At 39.1% G+C, this 22,930-nt stretch carries 14 protein-coding genes; 3 read left to right on the plus strand and 11 right to left on the minus strand.

Features of this window, described 5'->3' with window-relative positions; all coding sequences use genetic code 11:
- The 10 genes from J0A69_RS10770 to J0A69_RS10820 all read right to left on the minus strand — a co-directional run bounded on the left by J0A69_RS10770 (position 1) and on the right by J0A69_RS10820 (position 11,506).
- Positions 1–435, minus strand: a complete 435-nt coding sequence (locus J0A69_RS10770) for a hypothetical protein (protein WP_206586557.1) — start codon at positions 433–435, stop codon at positions 1–3.
- 4 nt (positions 436–439) lie between these two features.
- The gene (locus J0A69_RS10775) at positions 440–796 is read right to left on the minus strand and encodes a hypothetical protein (RefSeq protein WP_206586558.1); all 357 of its coding nucleotides are present in this window, start codon (positions 794–796) and stop codon (positions 440–442) included.
- 33 nt (positions 797–829) lie between these two features.
- On the minus strand, positions 830–1,378 hold the full coding sequence (locus tag J0A69_RS10780) for an RNA polymerase sigma factor (RefSeq protein WP_206586559.1): 549 nt from the start codon (positions 1,376–1,378) through the stop codon (positions 830–832).
- Between the two features lie 121 nt (positions 1,379–1,499).
- Complete coding sequence (locus J0A69_RS10785) at positions 1,500–2,426, minus strand: universal stress protein (protein ID WP_206586560.1); 927 nt, start codon at positions 2,424–2,426, stop codon at positions 1,500–1,502.
- A gap of 453 nt (positions 2,427–2,879) precedes the next feature.
- Positions 2,880–4,364, minus strand: coding sequence for a lipopolysaccharide biosynthesis protein (locus J0A69_RS10790; RefSeq protein WP_206586561.1), 1,485 nt, complete (start codon positions 4,362–4,364; stop codon positions 2,880–2,882).
- 170 nt (positions 4,365–4,534) lie between these two features.
- A complete protein-coding gene (gene feoB / locus J0A69_RS10800; protein WP_206586563.1) occupies positions 4,535–6,661 on the minus strand; it encodes a ferrous iron transport protein B in 2,127 nt (708 codons plus the stop codon).
- A 6-nt stretch (positions 6,662–6,667) separates the two neighbouring features.
- Entirely contained in the window at positions 6,668–6,895 is a 228-nt protein-coding gene (locus tag J0A69_RS10805; protein WP_206586564.1) for a FeoA family protein, read from the minus strand.
- Between the two features lie 102 nt (positions 6,896–6,997).
- The gene (locus J0A69_RS10810) at positions 6,998–7,633 is read right to left on the minus strand and encodes a hypothetical protein (RefSeq protein ID WP_206586565.1); all 636 of its coding nucleotides are present in this window, start codon (positions 7,631–7,633) and stop codon (positions 6,998–7,000) included.
- A gap of 52 nt (positions 7,634–7,685) precedes the next feature.
- Positions 7,686–10,100 (minus strand): TonB-dependent receptor, encoded by a 2,415-nt coding sequence (locus J0A69_RS10815; protein WP_206586566.1) that lies wholly within the window; start codon positions 10,098–10,100, stop codon positions 7,686–7,688.
- Between the two features lie 143 nt (positions 10,101–10,243).
- The gene (locus J0A69_RS10820; protein WP_206586567.1) at positions 10,244–11,506 is read right to left on the minus strand and encodes an NAD(P)/FAD-dependent oxidoreductase; all 1,263 of its coding nucleotides are present in this window, start codon (positions 11,504–11,506) and stop codon (positions 10,244–10,246) included.
- A gap of 263 nt (positions 11,507–11,769) precedes the next feature.
- On the opposite strand from J0A69_RS10820, the gene J0A69_RS10825 reads away from it, so the two are divergent.
- The 3 genes from J0A69_RS10825 to J0A69_RS10835 all read left to right on the plus strand — a co-directional run bounded on the left by J0A69_RS10825 (position 11,770) and on the right by J0A69_RS10835 (position 22,004).
- Positions 11,770–17,061, plus strand: a complete 5,292-nt coding sequence (locus tag J0A69_RS10825) for a hypothetical protein (RefSeq protein WP_206586568.1) — start codon at positions 11,770–11,772, stop codon at positions 17,059–17,061.
- A gap of 22 nt (positions 17,062–17,083) precedes the next feature.
- The gene (locus J0A69_RS10830) at positions 17,084–21,208 is read left to right on the plus strand and encodes a hypothetical protein (RefSeq protein WP_206586569.1); all 4,125 of its coding nucleotides are present in this window, start codon (positions 17,084–17,086) and stop codon (positions 21,206–21,208) included.
- A 139-nt stretch (positions 21,209–21,347) separates the two neighbouring features.
- On the plus strand, positions 21,348–22,004 hold the full coding sequence (locus tag J0A69_RS10835; RefSeq protein WP_206586570.1) for a Crp/Fnr family transcriptional regulator: 657 nt from the start codon (positions 21,348–21,350) through the stop codon (positions 22,002–22,004).
- On the opposite strand, the gene J0A69_RS10840 is transcribed toward J0A69_RS10835, so the two are convergent.
- Complete coding sequence (locus J0A69_RS10840; protein ID WP_206586571.1) at positions 22,005–22,808, minus strand: universal stress protein; 804 nt, start codon at positions 22,806–22,808, stop codon at positions 22,005–22,007.
- Between the last annotated feature and the right edge of the window lie 122 nt (positions 22,809–22,930).

The raw sequence follows: 22,930 nt of genomic DNA on the forward strand, positions 1-22,930 counted from the left end.
TTATTGATTGTCACGTCTTTGTCTTTGATAAATCTGTCTGGCAAAATCTCTTGATAAGCCATTGAGCAAGAATATCTGATTATAAGAGATCACTTTAGATGCCTTTTCAACAAAAACTTTTTCCTCGTTTAAAAGCTTTTGTTCCAAATCAAACTTCTTTGCAATTCTGCTTTTGGCTTCCTCTTCTGAAATCGGGGTGTCTCTTCGATTGTTTAGACCCGCCATTTCACGAAGCACACTTTCCCTTTTATCACTGAATTCATTGTAGATCGGCCAAAATTTTTCGGCTTGATCAGAATTAAGGTCTAATCGGGTAGTGATAAATGCAACTTTCGCAGCTTTTAGTTTTTCTGGATCGTATCTCTCTCCAGGCCTTTGGGCATACGCAGCTCCAATAGCAAGAGAGAATAAGATCATTAGGGTGAATTTTTTCATGATTTTAGAACCAAATATCTTCTTGGTCGGAAGAAATATCCTCGATAAAAGGGTTTTCATCCAACATGATTTCATTTAAGATTTCGTCTGGATTTTCAGACATGCTGAGTATATCCTCAGCAGTCCAATATTGACTATCGATGTATAAATCAATCTCCTGGTCCAGTACAACTTGATCTGAAGTCGCAGGGGAATTAGTGAATTGCCAAATACCAATTCCTAAAACCACAACAACTGATGCTGCCCATTTAATCCAAGGATAATTTTCCTTCTTATGGATTTTTGACATAATCCGATCTGGTAACTCCTCGAAGTAGCCTTCAGGTGATTTCAGATCATTTATTTTTGGCAGATTTTGCATACTAGTTATTAGACTGAAATTTAGTGTAATGGTTTATTCTTGTAGAAGGCTTTGTTCTATTTTTTTGACTGCAAGGTGGAAGCTCGCCTTCAAAGCTCCGACGCTTGTACCGGTTATTTCAGCAATTTGATCATAACTTAAATCTTCCTGATTTTTCAATTGGAAAACCAGCCGTTGCTTTTCTGGGAGGGTCAACATTGCTTTTTGAAGCTTCAGCTGAATTTCATCCCCATCCATTTGTCCTGGCTGACTTAGGTAAGATTCTAATTTCTCTTGGTAGTCATCCATAGAAAAGAAGAACCTTTTTTTCTTTTTTTCAAGAAAGCTTAACGTTTCATTCGTTGCTATTCGATAAAGCCAGGTGAATAAACTGGATTGCCCCTGAAATTTATCGATATGATGAAATGCTTTGATGAAGGTATTTTGGGTGAGGTCATCGGCGTCTTCGTGTAGTATGACCATTCTACGAATGACGTGGTAGACTTTTTTTTGATAGGTTTGGATCAGTTGCCTAAAACCTATATCCCTGCTTACAGGATTTTGAATAAGATGTAGGATTTCCTGATCTCTGGTATTCATCATTGAAATTTAGACCAAAAAAACAGCAGGAGGTTTAGTAAGGGAGAAAAAATAATTAAAAAAGCCTTCTCTCGTTTGGGACTTAACCCATTCAAAAGAAGGCTTTAAAAGATTTTTGCAGGGATTAGATTTCAAGAATATAATCGAGAATGCCTGCATTTTTTCCTTTTGGTCTGGTTACCAAGAGAGGCAAACTATCATTGTACTGGATCAATCGCTCTGCCATACTGCCAATAAAAAGTGCAGTGGCAGCCGTTCTTCCTTTTGCCCCAATGATGATTCCATCAGCTTCGATTTCTAGTGCTTTGGTGACAATTTCTTCTACTGGATCATCATCGTCATCTTTGGTGTAAACCGGAGTAATTTTGATTCCTTTGGTATCTATCTTACGAATGAATTTTTTGTAATTGATTTCTGCATGAAGCTGCATGATCTGGGTAAATTCCTCATAGCTTTTTCCAGTAAAGTGATAGCCAGAGGGAACCGAAAACACATTCTGGCAAACAATTTCCATTTTGTTCTTGCCATGTTTCTCCGCAATCATTATAGCTTCTTCCAAAGCATCTTTCGAATAATCAGAGAAATCACTTGGCACGAGTAATTTGGTGAGTTTAGGTACTGTTCCTTCCGGTACAATCAACAAAGAACAACTGGCTCTTCTGGCTAATCTTTGGGAGGCAACTCCTGTTCCAGGAAGTTCAACTTTTCTTCCTATCAGAATCATATCAGCAGATTTTTCTTCTGCCAGTTTCAAAATCTTTTTGGAGAGTGAGCCTTCTTTTACCACATAGTTCAATGAAATGCCCTTTGTATTTTTGAAGTTCTCCGTAACCACAGTTTCCATGGCTTCTTTTCGCTCATTGATCATGTTATCAACGAGGTTTGGGAACTCCTCAATGACTTCTTTTGGAATGGTCAGGTTCTTAATGACATTCACAAAATATATTTTTTTAGTCTGATTGACTTGCGCGATAAACTCCGCGTACTGAACCAAAGTTTGGTCTAAGGGACTTTGGTCTAAGCAAACAATCAGCTTTTTAATGAGGTACATAGCGCTGTAATAGGGTTTGAAAATGCAAATTTAATTGGTTTGAAAAGAATGTTAATTGAAATTCTGAAATATTATTTTGAAAATTTTAATTTTTCAAATAATAAAAAGCTTTTAGTGAAATTTTCCTCCCTGCATTTTAGATTCAATTTCAATAGTAATTTCAATAAATTACGAGGTTTTTGAAATACCGTTTGTCAATTGTTTGGGAATAAATTTTCGATCTGTTCAACCTCCAGACATATAAACCGTATATTTGTATCGGTCCGGGTCGTCGACATGTTCAAACTTCACAATTAACAAAATCACCGAGTGAAGCCCTCTCCAAAAACAGGCCTCATCCCGATTCTGAATTTCAGAGCTATCGGGACCTCGTCTCGAAAGAGTCAGGATAACAGTGGAAGTTTGCGGTTTCAAGGCAGCTCAAATCTTGTCTACTAGGAGGTTTGTAACACTCTAAGATCCGGACTTTTTACTTTTAAAAAGTCTATTTTTTATCCAATTCCATTCTTCCGTTCCGGCTCCCACAATCATCGAAAAGAACATATATGCCGCAAGAACTATGAGAGATGTTATGATGATCGCCACCACGGGTGATATCTCAAGTTCAAAAGCCCTCCCTGCGCTAGAAGAAAACAGCCCAACTGTAAGAATCCTTAGAGTTTCCATCGAAAATGGGTCAAAACCCAATTTGATTTTTAGGTAGAGATATTTGGTCAAATTGAAAAACAGCATCACTAAAGCCGAGGCAAAGGCCGCTCCTTCTATCCCATAAATTGGGATAAACCAATAATTCAGACCGATAATCAGGAAACTCATTAAGATTGTAGCGATCAAATTGAAGCGGTAATACTTCGAGAAGACCAAAATCTCACCATTCACTGAAAACATCACATCAAACAGTTTTCCTAAACCGATCAGGAAGACAACCCATTTCCCTGTTTCGTAAATTTCCCTATTTGGAATTAGGTAGTAGAGGTTGTCGATATTTGCCCAAATACATATAAAAATAAAAAGGCAAATGTAAAGTTGTCTGTTCGAAACCTGTCTGTATAATTTGTTGATTTCTGAAAGGTTGTTTTTAGCAAAATGATCCGCAATCACAGGCATAACCACTTGAGAAATCGCACGTCGAGGTAATTCTATCACAAGTGCCATACTAAATGCAATCGTATAAATAGCATTCGCTTCAAGGTTTACCATTGAGCTTACCATGATGCTGTCGATCTTCATAATCAAGGTAGACGCTGCGGTTGCCAAAAAAGTAACTAGACTAAACTTTAGAAAAGAGGACCTGAATCCTGCAGGAAAATTATTCCATTTGAAATCAAATTTTAGGACTCCCAACCAAAGTAAATAGACTAAAACTCCAAGTGTACTCATCCCATAAACGAGGACAAGTCCGTTCATTACCAATGGGAAAGAAATCCAATTTAGAAAGTAAGATCCAACCAAAAGGCCTGTCAATAGACGGAGAAAGACTTCTCGGAAAAAAGTAGGTACTGCAATTTTGATATAGGACCTAGCGTAAGCGTCGAGGATACTGCTCAGTAAAGCAAAAAAAGTAATCAATAAGACAACTTGGAGGAAATCCACCACTTCAGGTGAATTGACTGCAAATAGACCGATGATTTGGTTTTTAAATAAAATAAAAATGGATGCCACAAGGAGAAAGCCACTGGTGGCCAGCAACAAACTGAAGCTTAAAAAAGCAGAATGCTTTGATTCAAGTCTCGGGAAAAAACGTGTGATCCCATGTCCTAAGCCAAGTTGAGCAAAGGGAACAAAGAGCAAACCTAAATCCTGAATAGTCCTGAAAGTTCCTAATTGTGATGCTTCTAATGCATATGGAAACAGCCAAAGCACATTGAAATAGCCAATAACTACTCCTATATATGAAAAAATAGCTGTTTGAAGACTCTGATTGGCGATCTTGCCCATGAGTTTAAAAGTATCAAAAAATCCGATAACTAGGGCTACTAATAAGCTTGATTAGTTTTTTGCACACTTATCACAACCAGGTTGAGTCTTGGTTTTTCCAAAGAATTTTCTTCCCAAGAAAACCAAAGCTCCCAAAACCAACAATCCGACGAGTATTTCCTGTACCATGATTACGAGAATATGTTATAGGTTAATAATGCAGCAAAGTAAGCCAAAGCAGTCATGTATACTGTTTGAATTAACGGCCATTTCCAGCCTTTAGTTTCCCTGTACACAACAGCTAGGGTACTCATACACTGCATCGCAAAGACATAAAATACCATCAAAGAAAATGCAGTAGCTCTGTTGAAAACCTTTTCTCCAGTAGCAGGATTGATTTGTTGATCTAGTTTTTGTCTGATGGTCAGCTCATCTTCTACATCTGCTCCAATACTATAAATAGTGGCAATGGTAGATACAAATACTTCTCTAGCTGCAAAGGAGGTAATCAAAGCAATTCCGATTTTCCAATCGTATCCCAGTGGTTTGATAACCGGCTCGATACCTCTACCCATGATTCCAATGAATGAATTTTCGAGAAGTAAAGAAGAAGTTTCAGATTGAATTTCATCATGCTGCTCTTCAGGAGCATTGGCTAATCTTTCTTCGCCTGCTTTTCTGATTTCATCCATTCTTGAAGGAGGACCGTAGGAGGCAAGAACCCAAAGAACAACTGATATAGCCAAAATTACTTTCCCGGCTTCCATCACAAAAGTTCTGGATTTGTTGTACATGGTTAAAAGAACATCTTTCCATCTTGGTGTTCTATAGGTAGGTAATTCTACCATCAAGAAGCTTTTTTCTTCTGATTTTAGAATCCATTTCAAGGCTAATGCAGTAACCAGAACACCAATAATTCCCAAGACATAAAGCGCCAAAAGGGTAAGTGCCTGTAAATTAATGAAGCCATAATTGACATCAGGGACTGTCAATCCAATCAAAATAACATAAACTGGAAGTCTTGCTGAGCAACTCATGAGCGGAGTCACCAAAATCGTAATGATTTTTTCTTTCCAGTTCCCAATATTTCTTGCTGCCATTACACCAGGAATAGCACATGCCACTCCAGATACAAGGGGAACAATACTTTTACCATGAAGGCCAAAAGGACGCATCCATCGGTCCATTAAGAAAACGACGCGGGACATATATCCCGTATCTTCTAAAATTGCGAGGAACCCAAAAAGCATGGCAATCTGTGGAATAAAAATCACTACTCCACCTATGCCAGGTACTATTCCTTCCGCCAATAAACTTGTTAATGGTCCTGCTGGAAGTGTATCATTAACCCAACCGCTGATTTCTGCAAATAAGCCATCAATCAAGTCCATAGGCACAGATGCCCAGGTGAAAATCGTTTGGAAAATAAGCAGCAAAATCCCTATGAAAATGGCATAACCCCAAAATGGATGTAAGAAAACCTTGTCCATCACAGATGCAGGTTTTTTCACTTCCTTTTTCACAACACAAGTTTCTACCAAAGCTGTGATTTTGCGGTAACGTAAACTGGTTTCCTCTAATTGGGCACTTTCCAAATCAAAGCCTTCGGATGTAATCAAGCTTTGGATCCAAAGTCTATCTTCAGGATCAATTGATCGATCTTTAGGGCCAAATCGAAGCATTTGATAGGCTCTGTAGTCATTCATCAACCCAAATTTCTCCTTAATTGGCTGAAGTAAGGATTGAGGAATGATATCGCCAATGTTCAAATAAGAAGAGTCTACACTGAAGTTTTTGTCGTGTATCAATGATTTGATCTGCTCCAATCCTTTGATGCCTCGAGCATCGGTGCTCAGGATCGGAACTCCCAATGATTTATAGATCTCGTAGTTTCGAATTTCTATGTTTTTCTTGGTGGCCAAATCAGCCATGTTAAGTACAATCGCTAACTGTACACCCAAATCAATTAGTTGGGTCGCTAAAAATAATCCCCTGGACAACTGACAAGAGTCAATGACCATTAGTACGTAATCCGGTCTTTTACTTTTGTCAATGTGATTTAAAACTCTGTGTGCAATAATCTCATCCTCAGAGTTTGGGTAAAGGCTATATGTACCCGGAAGATCCAGAATCTCATAGGTAGAGCCTTCGTAATTCATCCACCCGGTTTTTTTATCCACTGTTACGCCCGGATAATTTCCGATTTTTTGATTTAGACCAGTCAGCTGGTTGAAAATCGTCGATTTACCCACATTTGGATTTCCAATGAGGGCTATTCTTGGGGTTCGAGTGGTAGATCGAATGGTAGACTCAGACATGAAAATTTAAAGCAATTGAACCTCAATCAAAGCAGCTTCAGATTTTCTGAGTGCAAGAAGGGTCTCGTCCATCAGGAAAGCCATCGGACCTCCCATTGGCGCAGCATGATTTAAAGTGATGGTTTTGCCAGGAAGAAATCCCAACTCCATCAAATTAATTTTCAGAGGTGAAGCCGCGATCTCCTTTATTATGGCAGATCGGGATGCAGTCATGGTATCAGCTGTAATATGCATAGGTTCTTTGGGTGATAACCCTGTCCCGCAAAAATAGAACTATTTGGAATGAATCTAAAGAAAAATAAACAAGATTTTTGTCAGTTTTTCAGAACTGATTAATCATCTTATTCTCAAAACGGTATTATTTATACTTACCTGTTTGTTTTTTTCGAACGAAAATTGAATGCTGAACTCTATAACAGTTTCTTTTTCAGGGTTTTTCATGAAAAATAATCTAAAGCTTTCAGTTAAATAAAGTGGACGAGGTTCCATAAAAAAATCTTCAATCTTACTTGAGGTATTATCGAAATAGGAATTGATTTCAAAATAATCATTCAATAAATCACCGACTTTTAAAATTGTTCCGTCTCCAAGCGTGACTTCTTTTAGGTTATAAATGTTCATTCCAAGAATTCGATATTCAGAAGAGGGAGGAGCTATGGAGCATGCATATGCAACTCCTGGGAAACTACCTTTGGATTCGTTTTCTTGGTAAGAAAGGAATTCGTACCCATTGATACTGATTTGCTTATATACTTGATTATAGGGAATAAAGTCATCTGTCGTGATTTCCTGTCCAGAAGTATATAGATTTTTGGTGCTGAAGGATTTCACTTCAAAATTTCTGGCAGGAGGCAAAGGATCACATCCACAGCTATTGTTACAGAATACGTCCGTATTACAAGAAAAAGGGACTACCATCATAAAGATGTAAATGAAGCATGTGCCTAGAAACTTCTTTAGGTTAGTTTTCATCTTAGTAATCAGACTTTTAAATTTAATTGATTCTTTAGTTAAAGATATTCAATTAAAAGGAAGCTTTCAAAGAAAAAATAAAATTCCTTCCAGCGCCAGCCATACCTGAACTATAAGGCCTGTATCTCTTGTCTCCCAGATTTTCTATTCCAGCCATCAAATCCAAATAGCGATTGATCTTGTAAGTACTATTCAAATTGAAAATCATCCAAGAAGGAGCGTAAGGATTTCCATTATCATCTTTTGCATAGAGATGAGGCTTCCCTTTTTCATCCAAAGGCATATTTTCAAAGGAAATTTCACCACTGTATTGGCTACTCAATTCAATTTTCAATTTCTTTTTGGAATAACTCAATCTAGTCAAACCAAATAAAGGAGCTGCATGTCTGGTTGGACTTGTGCTTTCATCATCCAATTCTTCTTTTCCCTTCTGCCAATTTATCCGCGAATACAAAAGCCAGTTTTGAACCGGAGACCATTCCAGCCCAGCTTGAATTCCATAAACTGTAGCTGAAGCTGCATTTTGAATTGCCAATACTTTACTAGGAACACCCTCGTACGGAATGCTGTCTTTTCCATCAAGCTCAAATGGTCTTCTGACCATGGTATTGTTCATCAAGGTATAAAATGCAGAAGCATCAAATTTTAAGAAGTTACCCCAATATTTGTTGAAGTTGATTTCAGCATTGTAGACATATTCCGGTCGGAGATCAGGATTTGGAACGATCACCGCTCCTGGTTCTGAGTCAAAGAATTTACCCAAATCATCCACATTTGGAGCTCTAAATCCTGTCGAAAATTGAGGAGAAATAGTCCAAGTTGACGATGGACTATAAATCAAACCGAAAGATCCAGTCAGTGCGGCATTGTTGTTTTTGGTACTCTGATAGGGAAGAGGGAAGAAGTTTTCATTAAAAGAAAAATCCGCAGCAAGCCAAATTTGGTTAAGTCTCAGCCCAGTTTGAAGCTTTAATTTTTCAGAAATGTGCGCATGGTAAGTACTATAAAAAGCTAAAGAAACCCAATCTGATTCAGGATAGCGGGCAGAAGCTGGCTTTTCTTCTCCAGTTTTGAGGTTTAGTTGTGACCCCGTGGATTCAACACCATTGTAGACTACCTCTGCCCCATAGCTTAAAAAACTCTCCTGATTGATGTTTTTCACCCAGTCAGCATTGATTGACCAAGCATTAACTTTTTCTATCCTGTCAAATAAATTGGCATTATTAAACCTTCTGTCCAATCGGCTTTCTTCAAAATATTGCTGCGCTATTTTTATGCTCATTTGATCATACAGTTTTCCTTGACCGATCTGATTAAGAGTTAACTGATTCATCAACCAAACCTGAGGACCATAATACCATTCCGCAAACTTGGGCTTTTCAAAACTGCCTTCTATCAGCCTGTCATATCTAGGAATATCAGAAGATTTGGAAAAGTGAAAAGCATATTCCCAGTCCGTGTTTTTAGAAGATTGGAACCTGATTTTCTGCATCAGATTAAGCTGGGAATAACCGCTCGATTTTTGGACTCTAGGATCTGGGTTTTGGATAGCTTGATCTCCATCAACTGAAGGAACTACATACCAAGTGCGTAAATAATCCTCAGGTCCATTGGATCCCATCTTTAGATCGCCGTAGTCAACATGTGAAACGCTTGTCAGAAATGCCCAATTTTTAGTTGAAAATGAGATGTCTCCGTGAAATGTCTTTTCATTGTTGGCGGATGAAAAACGGGAGAAAATATTTCCTTTTGTTGTAAACCCTGTTTCTGAGAAATTTGGTTTCAATGTTTCAAATGCCATGACACCACCCAAAGCATCGCTGCCAAACATCACCGATCCAGGACCAAAAAGAATTTCTGTGTTTTGCAAAGCCAGGGGATCTAAAGAAATAACATTGTGGAGATTCCCTCCTCTGAAAATAGCGGTGTTAATTCTTACACCATCTACCGCGTAAAGCAGTCGATTTGCAGAAAAACCTCTGATCATGGGACTTCCTCCGCCTTGTTGGCTTTTCTGAATAAAAACATCACCATTACTTCCCAGCCAATCAGCAGTATTTGATGGAGCTCTTAATTGTAGAAGTTCCTGATTCAAAACAGTGATTTTACCAGGCACATCCTTATTGCTCTGTCTCCATCTACTTCCAGTTACTATTGCCTGATCCATCTGAATCAAACCCGGACTGAGATATTGAATCAGGTTACTTTCTTTCAAAGATTCCAAGGAAGCAGATACAGATTCATACCCAAGCAACTGAAAGTGTAGCACAGCCTGATTAGAAAAAATTGATAAATCTACCTGACCTTTTTCATTAGTAAAAGCACTTAGATAAGGTTCATTCCCAAAAACCAAAACTCCTGGTATAGGCCTCTCATCCTCCACATCCAAGACAGTTAGGGTTTGACTAATTGCTTGGAAACAGGATAAAACAAAAACTAGAAATAGAGAGGTAAAACTTTTGATCATAGGCTAATTACAAAGGCAATTTGTAGGGAATCGGAAATGTAAGAGATAAGAATGATAAAAAAATATGCCTTTAGATGAATAGCAAAGATGTTTGTTTGGAAGGTATGGAATAAAAAAATCCGGCCTTTTGAGCCGGATTCGCGTTAAGCTTTCCCTTTGAGCATTAAGTTCCAATACATAAAAGGGAGGCCGTATTTTTTTAGTAGCCACATGGAATACTGTTCCTTAGTAGTGTCTACAAATTTTGAAATCAAAGGATCACTATCTCGGACATTATCGTATTTGAATTCTGCCAAAACCATTTTGGAATAACCAGTTACCAAAGGGCAGGAGGAATAGCCATTGTAAGATGCCGAGCCAATATGGTTGCTATGAATTAATTTCAGTAAGTTCTCCACTAATACCGGAGCTTGTTTCCTTATTGCAGCACCAGTTTTTGCAGTGGGCAAGGCTGCCACATCTCCAAGAGAGAAGATATTTGGAAATCTCTTATGCTGTAATGTATGAATATCTACATCCACCCAGCCTTTATTGGCACCTTCTTGAATAGAAATGATCGAATCTTGAATGAATTTTGGAGCTCCTTGAGGAGGAGCCAAATGCAAGAAATCAAAAGCGATTTTAATCTCGGAATCTCCCACAATTTCCTCACCTATCTTATTTCCTTCAGTGATCACACAGCCATTTTCTCCAGGCTTTGAATAGCGGAAATAGATTTCTTTCTTATCAGGATCGATTCTGACTGGAGCATAAAATGGTTTAAAAATAATGTCCCGATCCAGGATGATCTTATTAAGAGTTTTGGCAAAGTCGGGTACCCCAAAAATCACTGTACCCGGTGTTGCGAAAATGACATTAGTTTTATCTCTGACACCTGATTTTCGGAAGTACTCTTCAGCTAGATACATGATCTTTTGTGGTGCTCCACCACATTTAATAGGAGTTGTCGGTTGGGTGAAAACAGCATTGCCTCCTTTAAATTTCTGAAGCATTTCCCAAGTGTATTCAGGGTCTGTATAATTACTGCAAGCAATTCCTTTTGCCATGGCTTCGGGTAAACCCGGCAATAGCTCAGGTAACATCACCAAACCAGGAGCAACAACTAAGTAATCATAGTGGATTTCACCTGACTCTTTTGTATCTACAGAATTCTTTTCGGGATCAATCGCAGTTGCAAAATCTTTTATCCAATCCACTCCTTTCGGAATGTAATCTTCTTCTTTTCTTTCAGTTTCCTTGAAGTCATAAGTTCCTGCTCCAACAAGCGTCCAAGCTGGTTGATAATAATGCTTTTCTGAAGGTTCAATGATTGCCATGGAAAGTTTGGGATCCTTTCTTTTCAGTTGTGCAGCTACTGTAATTCCTGCAGTGCCTCCTCCAATAATGACTACTTGATAATGGTTCATAGCTTGACTGGGTTTATGGTTAGAAATTTACCAGTCATAAAGAAGAAATAAGGTGACTTTTATCACCTAATAGAAAAAAGTTGAAAGTTCTATTTTTTCTAGGATGAGCCATATTTCTATTGATTTCTTGGCATTTTAAAGATTATTTTTATAGATTAAAGTTCTATTTTTCAAGAGGTTAGCAACTCGTATTTACTTTTATGATTGTTCTATTTTTCCTCCTTTGAAAAATGCATTAAGTCTTACTTTTAATCCTTTTTATCATGGAAAAAGACCAGCTGGAATCACTTTTGTCCAATGTGTTCGGACATTTAAACGCAGCCAATCCTTCAGACAAAAAACAATGGGAGGCTGGAGTTCCATTATTGGCAAAATCACTTTTAATTCAGAACTCAGCGGAAATTAAACCTGATTCCTACAGCTTTGAGAATTCCGAATTATTCTTTCAGAACCGTATTCCTAAAAGCAAAGTTGAGCTGATTAGGAAGGAGGCTGAAAAGGCTAAAATCAGTGAAAAAGACCCCCAGTTTAAAGCTTTCGTGCGAGATGTTCCTGTCAGGACTACGCAAATCAAAACGAGTGTTCCTAATTGGGCTGCAGGGGCCAAAGTCGAAAAGTCAATTGGTCCAATGACACGAATTGATGGAAGAGTGATCACAATTGATTTTTTTCGGATTACTAAACTGATTGGGATTTATCAGCAAAACAGTAATCAGCCTGTAATCCTTTTTAAAGCTTCTTTTAAGGAGCCAAAAATAAAAGCAGTAAATGCCCCTCCGGTTGAAGTGTCTCAAAATTACGATGTGGCACCTGGAAGTTTTTATATAAGAGCGGATATGCTCGCCTCAAATGCTCCAAATACAAGGTATGTAGGATTAAAAGTAAAAGACGGTAAAATTCAACTAAGTGCAAATCCGGTTTTGCAAGGAGAAAAATTAGTCCTAGCCGCCAATACGGGAGTTCAGGTAGCCTTGGATTTGGATCAAACTCCAGATCCAGCAGATGCAAAAAAGAAACATGGAAGAGATGCATTTGAGGCAAAAGTTCAAACTCCGGATACACTGAAGTTTTCTTTTTCTGGAGCCTCAAAAGCACAAATTAGTGAAAGTAGACCAGCTCAATGGACTGTATATGGCCAGAAAGCCTCATTTAGCAAATTAAACAAGGTTCCTACTTACAGCGATCAACTTTCCCGAATGTTGATACCATATGCTTGTTCTAATCAGTCTTTTGAACCCAAAAAACAAAAGAGCCCGATGGTGGAGCTTTCAGAAAGTGGCGATGTGAAGGCTTCTTGGTGGGCGATTCCTGCAGCCGAACTTGACATAGCTGCGCCCCTAGAAGTTGCAGGCTGTGGTGGATTGCTTCAAGAACTGAAGCCAGGATTGAAATTTAAATGGAAAGGACTTCAAGGAAAAAATCTGAAATTGGATAAACCACAGATTCTTGTCGAAAATGGAAGAATTGGGATTACTGATTTAACCTCAGATGGGGAAGGGGCTTTTCAGGAAATTGACCATTGGAAGGATGATTTAAACGAATATGGCACCTCGATTTCTCTTTCTTTAAATAAGAGTGCCTTATTCCTTTATAATTCCTTGTCAGAAGGAATTGAAATGCTGGTTGGTTTAGCAAATGCCCAGATAAAAGTGGATAGGCCTTTGCAAGTCAATGGACTGCCTGTAGGAGTGAAAACCAAAAACTCTGCTTTAGTTTTGGCAGGCTCAGATACCAATAAACTGATTTACCTATTTGATGATAATATTTTATGGGATAATAAGCTCCCTTTTGATAAGGTTCCGAAGTTTAAAAGCCTAGCTATAGCCTTAGAAAATGCCTTGTTTACCATCTCCCCTGTAAATGGAGCTTTGGTGTTTGGGGAATGTTCCGAGGACTGGACAAAAATCATCAAAAGCCAGACTTTTTTGGTATTCGGAATGCTAAGCTATATGCCAACTCTTCCGGATCCTTATGTAGCAAATTTTGGTATTCTGGCTAGACAGTTTGGAGACAAAAGAAAAGGTCTTGATGGAATCAAGAGTTGGCTGGTTTGTCAGATTACCCAAGATCCTGGATCAGAGGAGCTAGATAAGGTTACCGTCAATTTTCACTTCGGACCAACAAATCAATCTTCGGTTTCAAGCCAAGGTGATACTGCCTCTAGTAGCATTGCTTGGGACAATCTTCAAGCTCAACCAGTGGTTGAAACTTTGAAATCAAGCGCAGCTGCTTCTAGAGACAATGGCTTGCCTCCTTATGATGCACAGCTACAGCCATTTACCCGACTATTTGATATGGAGTATTTTGCGCTTTTGGATGTTAGTTCAAATGCGAATCAACTCGGTGTCAGCATGGGATTCCCTAGAGATCGGAGAGTTGTAACAGGTGTAGCGCATTCTGTAGGAGATGGGCAAGCAGCCATTTCCCAAGCTGATAATCAAATGATTTCGGTGGAGGGAATGGAGGTTATTGCACAAGGAGCAATGACTCGTTTGTTTATGATGCCTCAAGTCGCTTGGGAACCGATTTTTAATTTGACTCCTCCCGGAACAGGGAAGCCAGGAGATCCTCCAGTCTTTTTTAATTATTATCCGAATGATGGTGGGCCTACACGATTTGTAAACAATCATCCTGAGAGAATTGCCTTGTCTCCAAAACCATTGGTAGACTTTATTCTAGATAAATACAAGAAAAAGGAAACTCCTGTCAATACTTTATTTACGCTGCCTTTTGGTTTAAAGGCAATGGCTGAGCTTTCTCACACCAATAGCCGAGAGACCATCAAACCTAAGTTAGATAACATTCGGCCCAATTTCCCGAATGATATGCAAGGTGGAATTCAAATCAGAGCCACTGCCGGAGATTATGGTAAGAAATTCCCTTCCGAACCCAAGAAAAATGACTTGCCGATGTTTGCAGGATTTACCGTCCAATTGGCAAATGTTTTAGGAATGAATGGGAATCCAACCGGAGCCAGTACTTTGGGTCAGAGTGTCACGGAAATTTTCAACGGTGAGTTTTTTGTCAATCAGGGAAATCCATCTCAAATAACCGAGAGAGGTGTCCCTGTCAGTAAAATTGATTTTTCTGGATATGGTGCCAGTACCTTTAGTAATTGGCTAAGTCCTTCTGCTGCTATCGCACAGACTAGTCAGGCTCGATTTGATGTGATGCTGGGTAGAACTGGTCATGAAGTAATTCAAGTGAAGAGTATCGTTTATCCTTGGGGAATTCGTGTTGTCCGGACAATTACAATTTTTAGAACAAGTTCAGGATTTGTTTATCGAACAGACAGTGGCTGGCAACCAGAATCTGATGGTTTGTTTGACTTCAGATATAAATACATCGATAAAACCCAGGCAGGCAATCCTGAAGTTGAGGAAACACCTTATGAATTGCATCCTGGCACATTAAGGGGGCTTTATTCTATCAGCAATATCAAAGAAGATGGAACTGTTGCTGATTTTGTCACCAAGAATGTCATTGCACATAATCAAGAATACATCAATGTTTTTGGAGAAAAGGTTAAAAATTCGGGAGCACAATTTGACCAAGAAGTAAAATGTGTTGCCGTCTATTTTGATGCTGATGTGGCGGTGGAAAATTTGGTTCAAGGCCATAAAAATGGTAAAACCCCAGCTAAAAAGATCCTAGGCTACGTTCAGCTTTCTCCTCCAGGAGTTCCTTTGAATTCCTCCCAGTTAAGAGCCTTGTTAAACCTCCAGGGAGGATTGATGGGTGGAGATATTAACTGTGTCATGGATGTAAATAATTCAGGTCAGCTCATGCAGATCAACCGGTTTGATATTTCGCATTCCGAGAAACCAGGAAATGCCTCTGAAGATCCGATTTTTGTCGCGGCTACCAGAGGTTCAGTTTTATTGCCAAAAGATGGAAGCTGGAGTATGGTTCAGCATGAAACTGGCTCTGGAGAAGTCACACCGCTTCCTCCTCATATTCCAATTCCTTTGATACGAATCGGAGAATGGCAAAAGGAAATTGTGGTCAAAGCTTCAGATGTGACCAATAACCTACTAAGATTGGCTCACCCACTTGAAATTCTCAGAAACCCTGAAGAAGCCACCATTAATTATGGATTCCTCCAAAGTACTTCGACACAAAAGGCCTTATTCCTAACACCTAGCTATAAAAAAGGCATCAGTAAACTCATGAGTAAGACACCGCCGATTTTTTCGGATGCTTACAAACTGATGAATGGAAGCAGTATTTTTCCAAATATTGGGGATGCTTATTCCAATTACGGAAAAGCAATGGCTCTACTGGAAGGTGTAGATGAGCAAGGAAATAAAGTCAAAGCCTTTATCGAAAATGCTGCACAAGATGGAGGAAGAAAAGTCCTCGAATTGATGGAAATAACTGCCAAGGAAGAGGCTGGCAAAATTGTAGATAAGGGATTTAAGCTACTTTCTGGAGAAGCTAACTCTGCCTTGAATAAAGCACTTGCTTTTGATGTTCCGAATTTTGACCCACTTTACCTGGTCAATATGGATTCTCTGAAAATCTACATTGAATATAAAGCCACCCAAGGTGAGCCAAATAACAAACAGTATGTCGATTCAAAGCTCAATTTTGACGTAGATTCTTTTGCCAATGATTTGGCGGATACCTGGAAAAGCAAGGTAAACAATGTTGGAATGGTCGTAGACTTGGGGCCTTTTGAGCGCTTGATAACTATAAAAGGAAATTTTGATGCAGGAAAAGGGAAGGAAACTGGCTATGCTGGAGATAAAGATAATCCTGGGCCGTTAGATGGAATTCCTTTACCTGAAGTAGAATTCAGTGACGCGTTAGAGCCAGTAATCGAACTTTTACAAATGTTGGCCGCTCTAAGTACTGGAGATTATGGAGCGGTAATGCGAAAAGGACTTCAGATCGCGATGAGTAACGCAGGCGAGATTTGGGAGTATAAATTCGAAGCTACCAAAGAGATACCGCTGATCCGGTTCCCCCCTGAGGACTCAGTATATAACTCACCGCAATGTCCACTAAGGTTAGAGGCGGGATTGGCGCTTGGAGTGTATTTTAATGCAGCCTTAAAAGTTACTTCTGATCCGAAACAGCTTTTGCCTACTGCCGGTGGATTTATCCAATTTAACGGTGGCCTGGAAGTCATGTGTGTGACTGTTGGTGCAGCGACGATTTATGCCATAGGATCTGTAGAAGTGAAGATTGCCTGCGACACTAAAATTGGTCCGAGCCTGATGATGAAGTTTGGTTTCGGGGCTAATATTTCAGTAGGACTTCCTGTGGTCGGAAATGTGAGTGTGACTTACATGGTAGGATGTGAGATGTATGTGGATGCGAATACCTTAGAAATAACGGCATTTATGTTGTTTAAAGGGCATGCAAACATTCTTGGCGGTATTGTCAGTGTGACAATCTACATAGAAGCGAGTGGTTCTGTAAAAAGGATATCCAGTCCAGAGCGTACAGATTGTACAGCCTCTGTGACTTTTGGCTTAGATATCAGCATCTGCTTTATCATTAATATCAGCTTCGAAGAGACTTGGCAAGAAAGTCGTCAAATCGCATAATTTTTTATAAAAAACTCAGAACATGGAACCAAGAAGATTATTGTCCCTAATGACTTTTCCTCAGCGTTTTAATGGAAATACGCTGACTGTAAATATTGTTGTAGTACCAAGAAATACCAATCCATTTGACCCTTGGCCAACAGGTTTGCCTAATCCAGCTACTGTGCCTGGATTTGCTGATTTTCAACCGGAATTCAGCTTGTCAATCGTAAAGGGCACGGATGATTTTCCATTAAGCAACGCTACTGCGCCTAGTAGAATTCCTATTGTGAAAAAGGTGGAAGTCAAATCTGCGACTAACAAATCGAATATTCTTAAAAAGGTAGAGGAAAATGCGCCTCTGAAAGTAACTGATACAAGTGATAAGTTGCCTGATCCAGTTCCGGTAGAAAAAAGTATCAAAAAATACTTGCCAATATCCTATCGAGAGCGATTCAATTTTACACAGCCTCGACATCCAAATGCCATAACCGATGACGGGTATTCTTGTGCTGTAAGAGATAAAATCCCAACTATTAATTACAAACCAAGAACTACGATGAGTTGGGGAAAAGTCTTTGCTAACATTCTCCGTCAGCCTTTGCTGGCAAAAGCTTGTGGGATGATCTATGAAGTAGAACTTGAGATAGATCAGACCTGGTTTGAGGAAGGTGGTTATTTGTATGCTGATATTATAAATGACCCTTATGCAGCTGCCCAAACAGGACTTTTGGATGAAAACGATGGACCGCTTATTAAGCGATATGCTGCAAAAATTCCAGAGTTGGTCATGGGTGAAAGCCGTCCTGTTTTCGCTCCAGTTTTATTTCCGGTTTTATATAAAAAACCTTTAGATCCTAGTGAGCCTGTACCTTTAGGCCCTTGGGATGAATTGTTTATGGAAGCGCAGACTTACAATGATGGTTTTGCGAAAATTGTTCATGCAAATCAACCCGTTTCAGGAAATTTATTAGAAGAAACACCTGATGGATTGCCTCCTCAATCTGATTCTGGGATCCGTTTGGGCTGGGATGATGAACAGATTCTGGTTTGGTACCTGAGGCAAATGATTGAGAATCCATCGGATCAAGGATCTTTGAAAAGACTGGATGCCCCACTTGGTGTAATGGGATACCATATTGATGTTCGTCAAGCTGCGCCAGGAAAAAACTGGGAAAGCTTAAACAGTATTGAAATCAATGAGGCTGAAAATAAGTTTGCAGGAGATCTAGAGTCAAGCTCAACTGAACTTCCATATCAGGTTTATCCAAATAAAATCTCAGGGCCAAATAGTGATCACTATTGGTTGCCTATGTATTATGCCCACTGGATTGGAAAAAATCTTGTGACAGAAGATCAGGATGCTTTGGAAATCTATAGAATGCATGAAGAGAATGGAGCGACTTTGAATGAGCCACAGAATAAGATGGTTACTCAAAATAAAACCTTGGTGCCGACTCCTTTGGAGACAGAACTTAGATATGGGAATACCTACGAGTTCAGGATTAGAATGACCGATATTTCAGGTGGAGGACCTCTACTTTCTGATAATCCATTAAACTCAGCCCCTAGTCCAGAGACGAGTGTTTCATTTAAAAGGTATGTAAATCCTGCATTGTTGCAAGTTGAAAAGCCTTTGGAGATTAAAAATAATCAGCGGACATATTTTAATGCTTTGAATGAGGATGAAACTCAGTTTGATGCAAATCCTTCATTTGAAATTAGACGCCCTTTGTTAGAATATCCTGCTGTTGTTTTCACCAATAAATACCAAAGTATTGGTCAGGATCCTGTATCCATGTTAAAGAATTTGGCTTTCGTGGATAAGATGTTAAAGCCTGCTTTGCCTGATCCAGATGTCAAAAAAGTGAAAGTGAGGGTAGAGGTGAAATCACTTCGGATGGATACTCAGTTGAGCCAGAAAGGAGATGATAGCTATATCACTTTGTATGAAACCAATAGAGAGTTTCCGGAAGCTTTTGATGGGGTCTTAAATATACCGATGGAATTTATCGATGTTCCAGTTTTGAATTTGGGAGAACCTGCAAACCCCTTTTTAAGAGATGATTTATTGATCGATGCTATCAATGAGATGGAGGGTTTAGTTTTGCCAACAGGTAGACATATCCGGATTTCACTGAGGGCTGTCGCGGAAAGTGAGGGAGCTCCAGAAAGTTATTTTGGAATTATAGATGATGAGGAGGATAAGGATAGCCGGTATGGCAAGAATCTTCAATTTATGCTATACAAGGAACCAAGCACTGAATCTGATTTGCTGCAACCTTTTGAAGCAATAGCAACTGTGCAGGCTTTGTTTTTGAAACCGGATACAGTTCCAACTGTAAAGGGGAATATATTTTCTTCTCTTTTGAGAAGAGAGTCAGAAGAGGACCAATCTGGAGTGGTGGAGAGACTTGCAAATGCTCTTGGAGTAGAATGTAAAGGACTGACTTTAGTGGCTCCTAAAGGTGAAAGAATTGCATTTGGCTGTAATTCTCGAATCCGGCATACTTTAGCTCCAGATGGAAGCTCGATCACCTTTGCCACAAAGGCTGACCTATATAATCACTGGTTAGCAACTTTGAGTTACAAAATCAACCGGGATTGGGCTTGGGATACATTGGAGGATGTGGCTTTTGTCATAGAAAGAGAATTCAAATTCAGAAAAGACAAAAACACTGAATGGAGAAGAAATAGCTATCTGGGAGATATTGAATTAAAGCATACAGTATCATTTGAGGCATTGCAGCCAGACAGATTTGATCGGGTAAATAGAAATTATACTCGGATCATTTACATAGATGCACTTGATCCCAAAAATGAATTGAAGCAGAATAATGGGGATTTGAGATTCCCGGATGAATTATGGGCATCTTATAAAATCAAACCAAAAGCAAAGCCAAATCATCCTGAATTGGAAGTAATTGAAACAGATCAATTGAGTCTGCCAACTGTACTTCCACCAGCTCAGGTGCCAAAATTAGTCAGTGTTGGGATTGCTTTTTCGCCTTATGAAAGGACTGAGGATTACAGTGCTTCAGAGGCAAGGAAACGTTATTTGTGGGTTGAATTTGATAAACCTGTAGAAAACCCAGATGATACTTACTATTGTCGAATGTTGGCCAATGCACCAGATCAATTACTTTCTGGTAATGATGGGGAGCAATTTGTGCCGCCAGAGGAGGCTCCAATAAGTCTTGATCCAGAATTGACCAGACAGATTATTCCTGGACAAAGTGATGACAAAGCTGGCATCGGTGCTATGCAGCCTATGACAAAGGCTGTGGATAGCGACACACATTACATGTTGCCAATCCCTCCCGGAATGCATGCAGAGAGTGCAGAAATGTTTGGGTTTTTCACCTATGAGTTCAGGGTAGGACATGGACACTGGCCTGATAGAGAGGATAATTTGTGGTCAACAGCTCAAGGTAGATTTGGTCGGCCATTGAGAGTCACCGGAATCCAACATCCAGCTCCTACACTCTTATGTTCTCTCAACAGAAATGAAAATCATCTGTATGTAAGTGCGCCATTTGCAAAGGCAGTTTTCAATGGGAAAAATGTGACATCGAAGCCACCAAGAACTAGTTTGTGGACTTTGGTTTATGCACAGGTTTTCCAAGCTGATGGAAGGGATCACAGAAATATCTTGTTAGGAGAAATAGAAATGAAAATAGGTGTAAGAATCAATACTGATCCTAAACGGCTCAAGCAAATCAATGATTTGACGCAGCAAGTGTACTTTTCTCCGACCATCGGAAAATATACCACAGGAAGTGTTTCAATTAACCAAAATTTGATAAGAACAGGAAACCTTATTGCCAGTATCAAAGATGAACATCCTGTGGGAACTGCAGCAGTAACCTCGGAAGACATTGCTGAAAAGTTGAGGTCTTTAGGCTTACCTGAAGATAGTCCTTTGAGTGTCTTAGTGGTGGAAGTTTTTGGAAATATTACCAACATCCATGATCATTTATCTCAATACAGAAGTCTTAGAGCTGGAGGTGAAATGAATAATACCATTAATGAAAGTCTGAGGGCAAAAAGGACAGAAACAAACTTGCTTTCTGATATTAGACCTTTGAGTAGGGGACTCGGCCATTTTAGAATTTTGCGAACTTCGCCGCTTACAAAGGTTCCTTTCGTTTGCTGCCCAACTTGCTAAAGGTTATTTAAAAATTAAGCTTCTGGTCTAAAACCAGAAGCTTTTTTTAAATCTGTTCTTTTTGAAATCTCTCGCTAAATGTGATTTTCATCACCTTTTCATAGAACAATTGCTTTTAAATTCGGACTTTTAATAAGTCATGAATATAGAAGAGCTAAAGTCATATTTACCAGGATTTACAGATCCGAATTTGCTTCAGGCAATTTTGGATAAGGGCAATGTGCAACATTTGTCGCCGGGGAAAGTGCTGATGGAACCTGGTCAGTTTATAAAAATGGTGCCCATCGTTTTAGAAGGATCGATTAAAATCCTTCGGATGGATGAAGAGGGCAAAGAACTGTTTTTGTATTATTTAGATGCTGGCCAAACCTGTGCCTTGTCATTGACCTGTTGTTCAGCTTCCAAGCCAAGTGAAATAAAAGCAGTTGTGGAAGAGGAGACTACATTGATCGGAATACCCATTGCCATGCATGAAAAATGGATGGATGAGTTTAAGCAATGGAAAGATTTTGTGTCAAATACCTATCAAAGCAGATTTCAGGAAATGTTGGTGGCATTGGATGCGGTAGCCTTCAAAAGAATGGATGAGCGACTCATGCGGTATATTGTTACCAAAATGAAACAGCAAAAAACGAATGAGCTTCATACAACCCATCAGGAAGTTGCCAATGAGCTTGGAACGTCAAGAGAGGTGATTTCAAGGCTTTTAAAGCAGTTAGAAAAGAAAAAATGGATTGAGTTGGGTCGGAATGTTATCTATATCCGGGACGATTTTGAGGAATTGATCAGTAAATAATCAATTCATGATTAGAAGCGGAACATGAGTGTGATAGGCCATTTGGATTGATTTGCTTCTGGAAAGAATTTGCTCCCAGAGATTCTTATGTTGATGACACATGACCAAAATCGTGGTTTCATTTTCCTCTAAAAATTTATTTAACCCCTCGTCAAGTTTAGCAGCATAAAAAGTATGAAGCTTTACAGCTAAATCCGGATGATTTTTTTTGATGAATTGTTCCAATCCAAGAAGTGATAATTTTCCCTGAAAATTCTCTTTGGTTTGAATGTGAAGAAACTCGAGATTCAGCTCCCAGCGCTGACTCATTTCAATAATCCATTTTAAAAATGCCTCTTCATGGTCTGCAAATTCAAGGGCTAAAGTGACTTTTTGAATTTGTGTAACTTTCGCTTCTGAAGGAATCAAAAGCACAGGTTTTGTGGATTCTTTGACAATTTCGATTGTAGAATTGCCAAGTAGTTTTTTGGTAATGCCACTGGATCCCTGCATCCCTATGACGATAAAATTTACATCCAGTTCCTCAGCAGTTTTGGCAGTCATGATGGAAACAGTGCCTTCTTTATTCAAATAATCTATGGTCACACCGGATTCATCATAGGTTTTGACCATTTCTTCCAAAAGCATTTCAGCATCTCTATGCATTCCTTCTATGACAACAGCAGCTTGTGCAGCAAAGTCATAGATCGCCTCGATGACATGAAGAATCGTGATAGAAGCATCTTTTTTACGAGCCAAAAAAATTGCAAACTCTAAAGCTCTTTTTGAATTCTCCGAAAAATCTACTGGGATTAAGATTTTCATAGCTTATTGATTTTCAATTAATTTACGATTTTTTTCAATGGTTTAATTCATGATGTGATTATCTTAAGTGTCGCTTTAATAAGAATATCCACGGCATTGATCAAATTTGATTTTTTTAATTG

This window comes from Algoriphagus pacificus (genome assembly GCF_017254845.1).
Taxonomy (GTDB): domain Bacteria; phylum Bacteroidota; class Bacteroidia; order Cytophagales; family Cyclobacteriaceae; genus Algoriphagus; species Algoriphagus pacificus.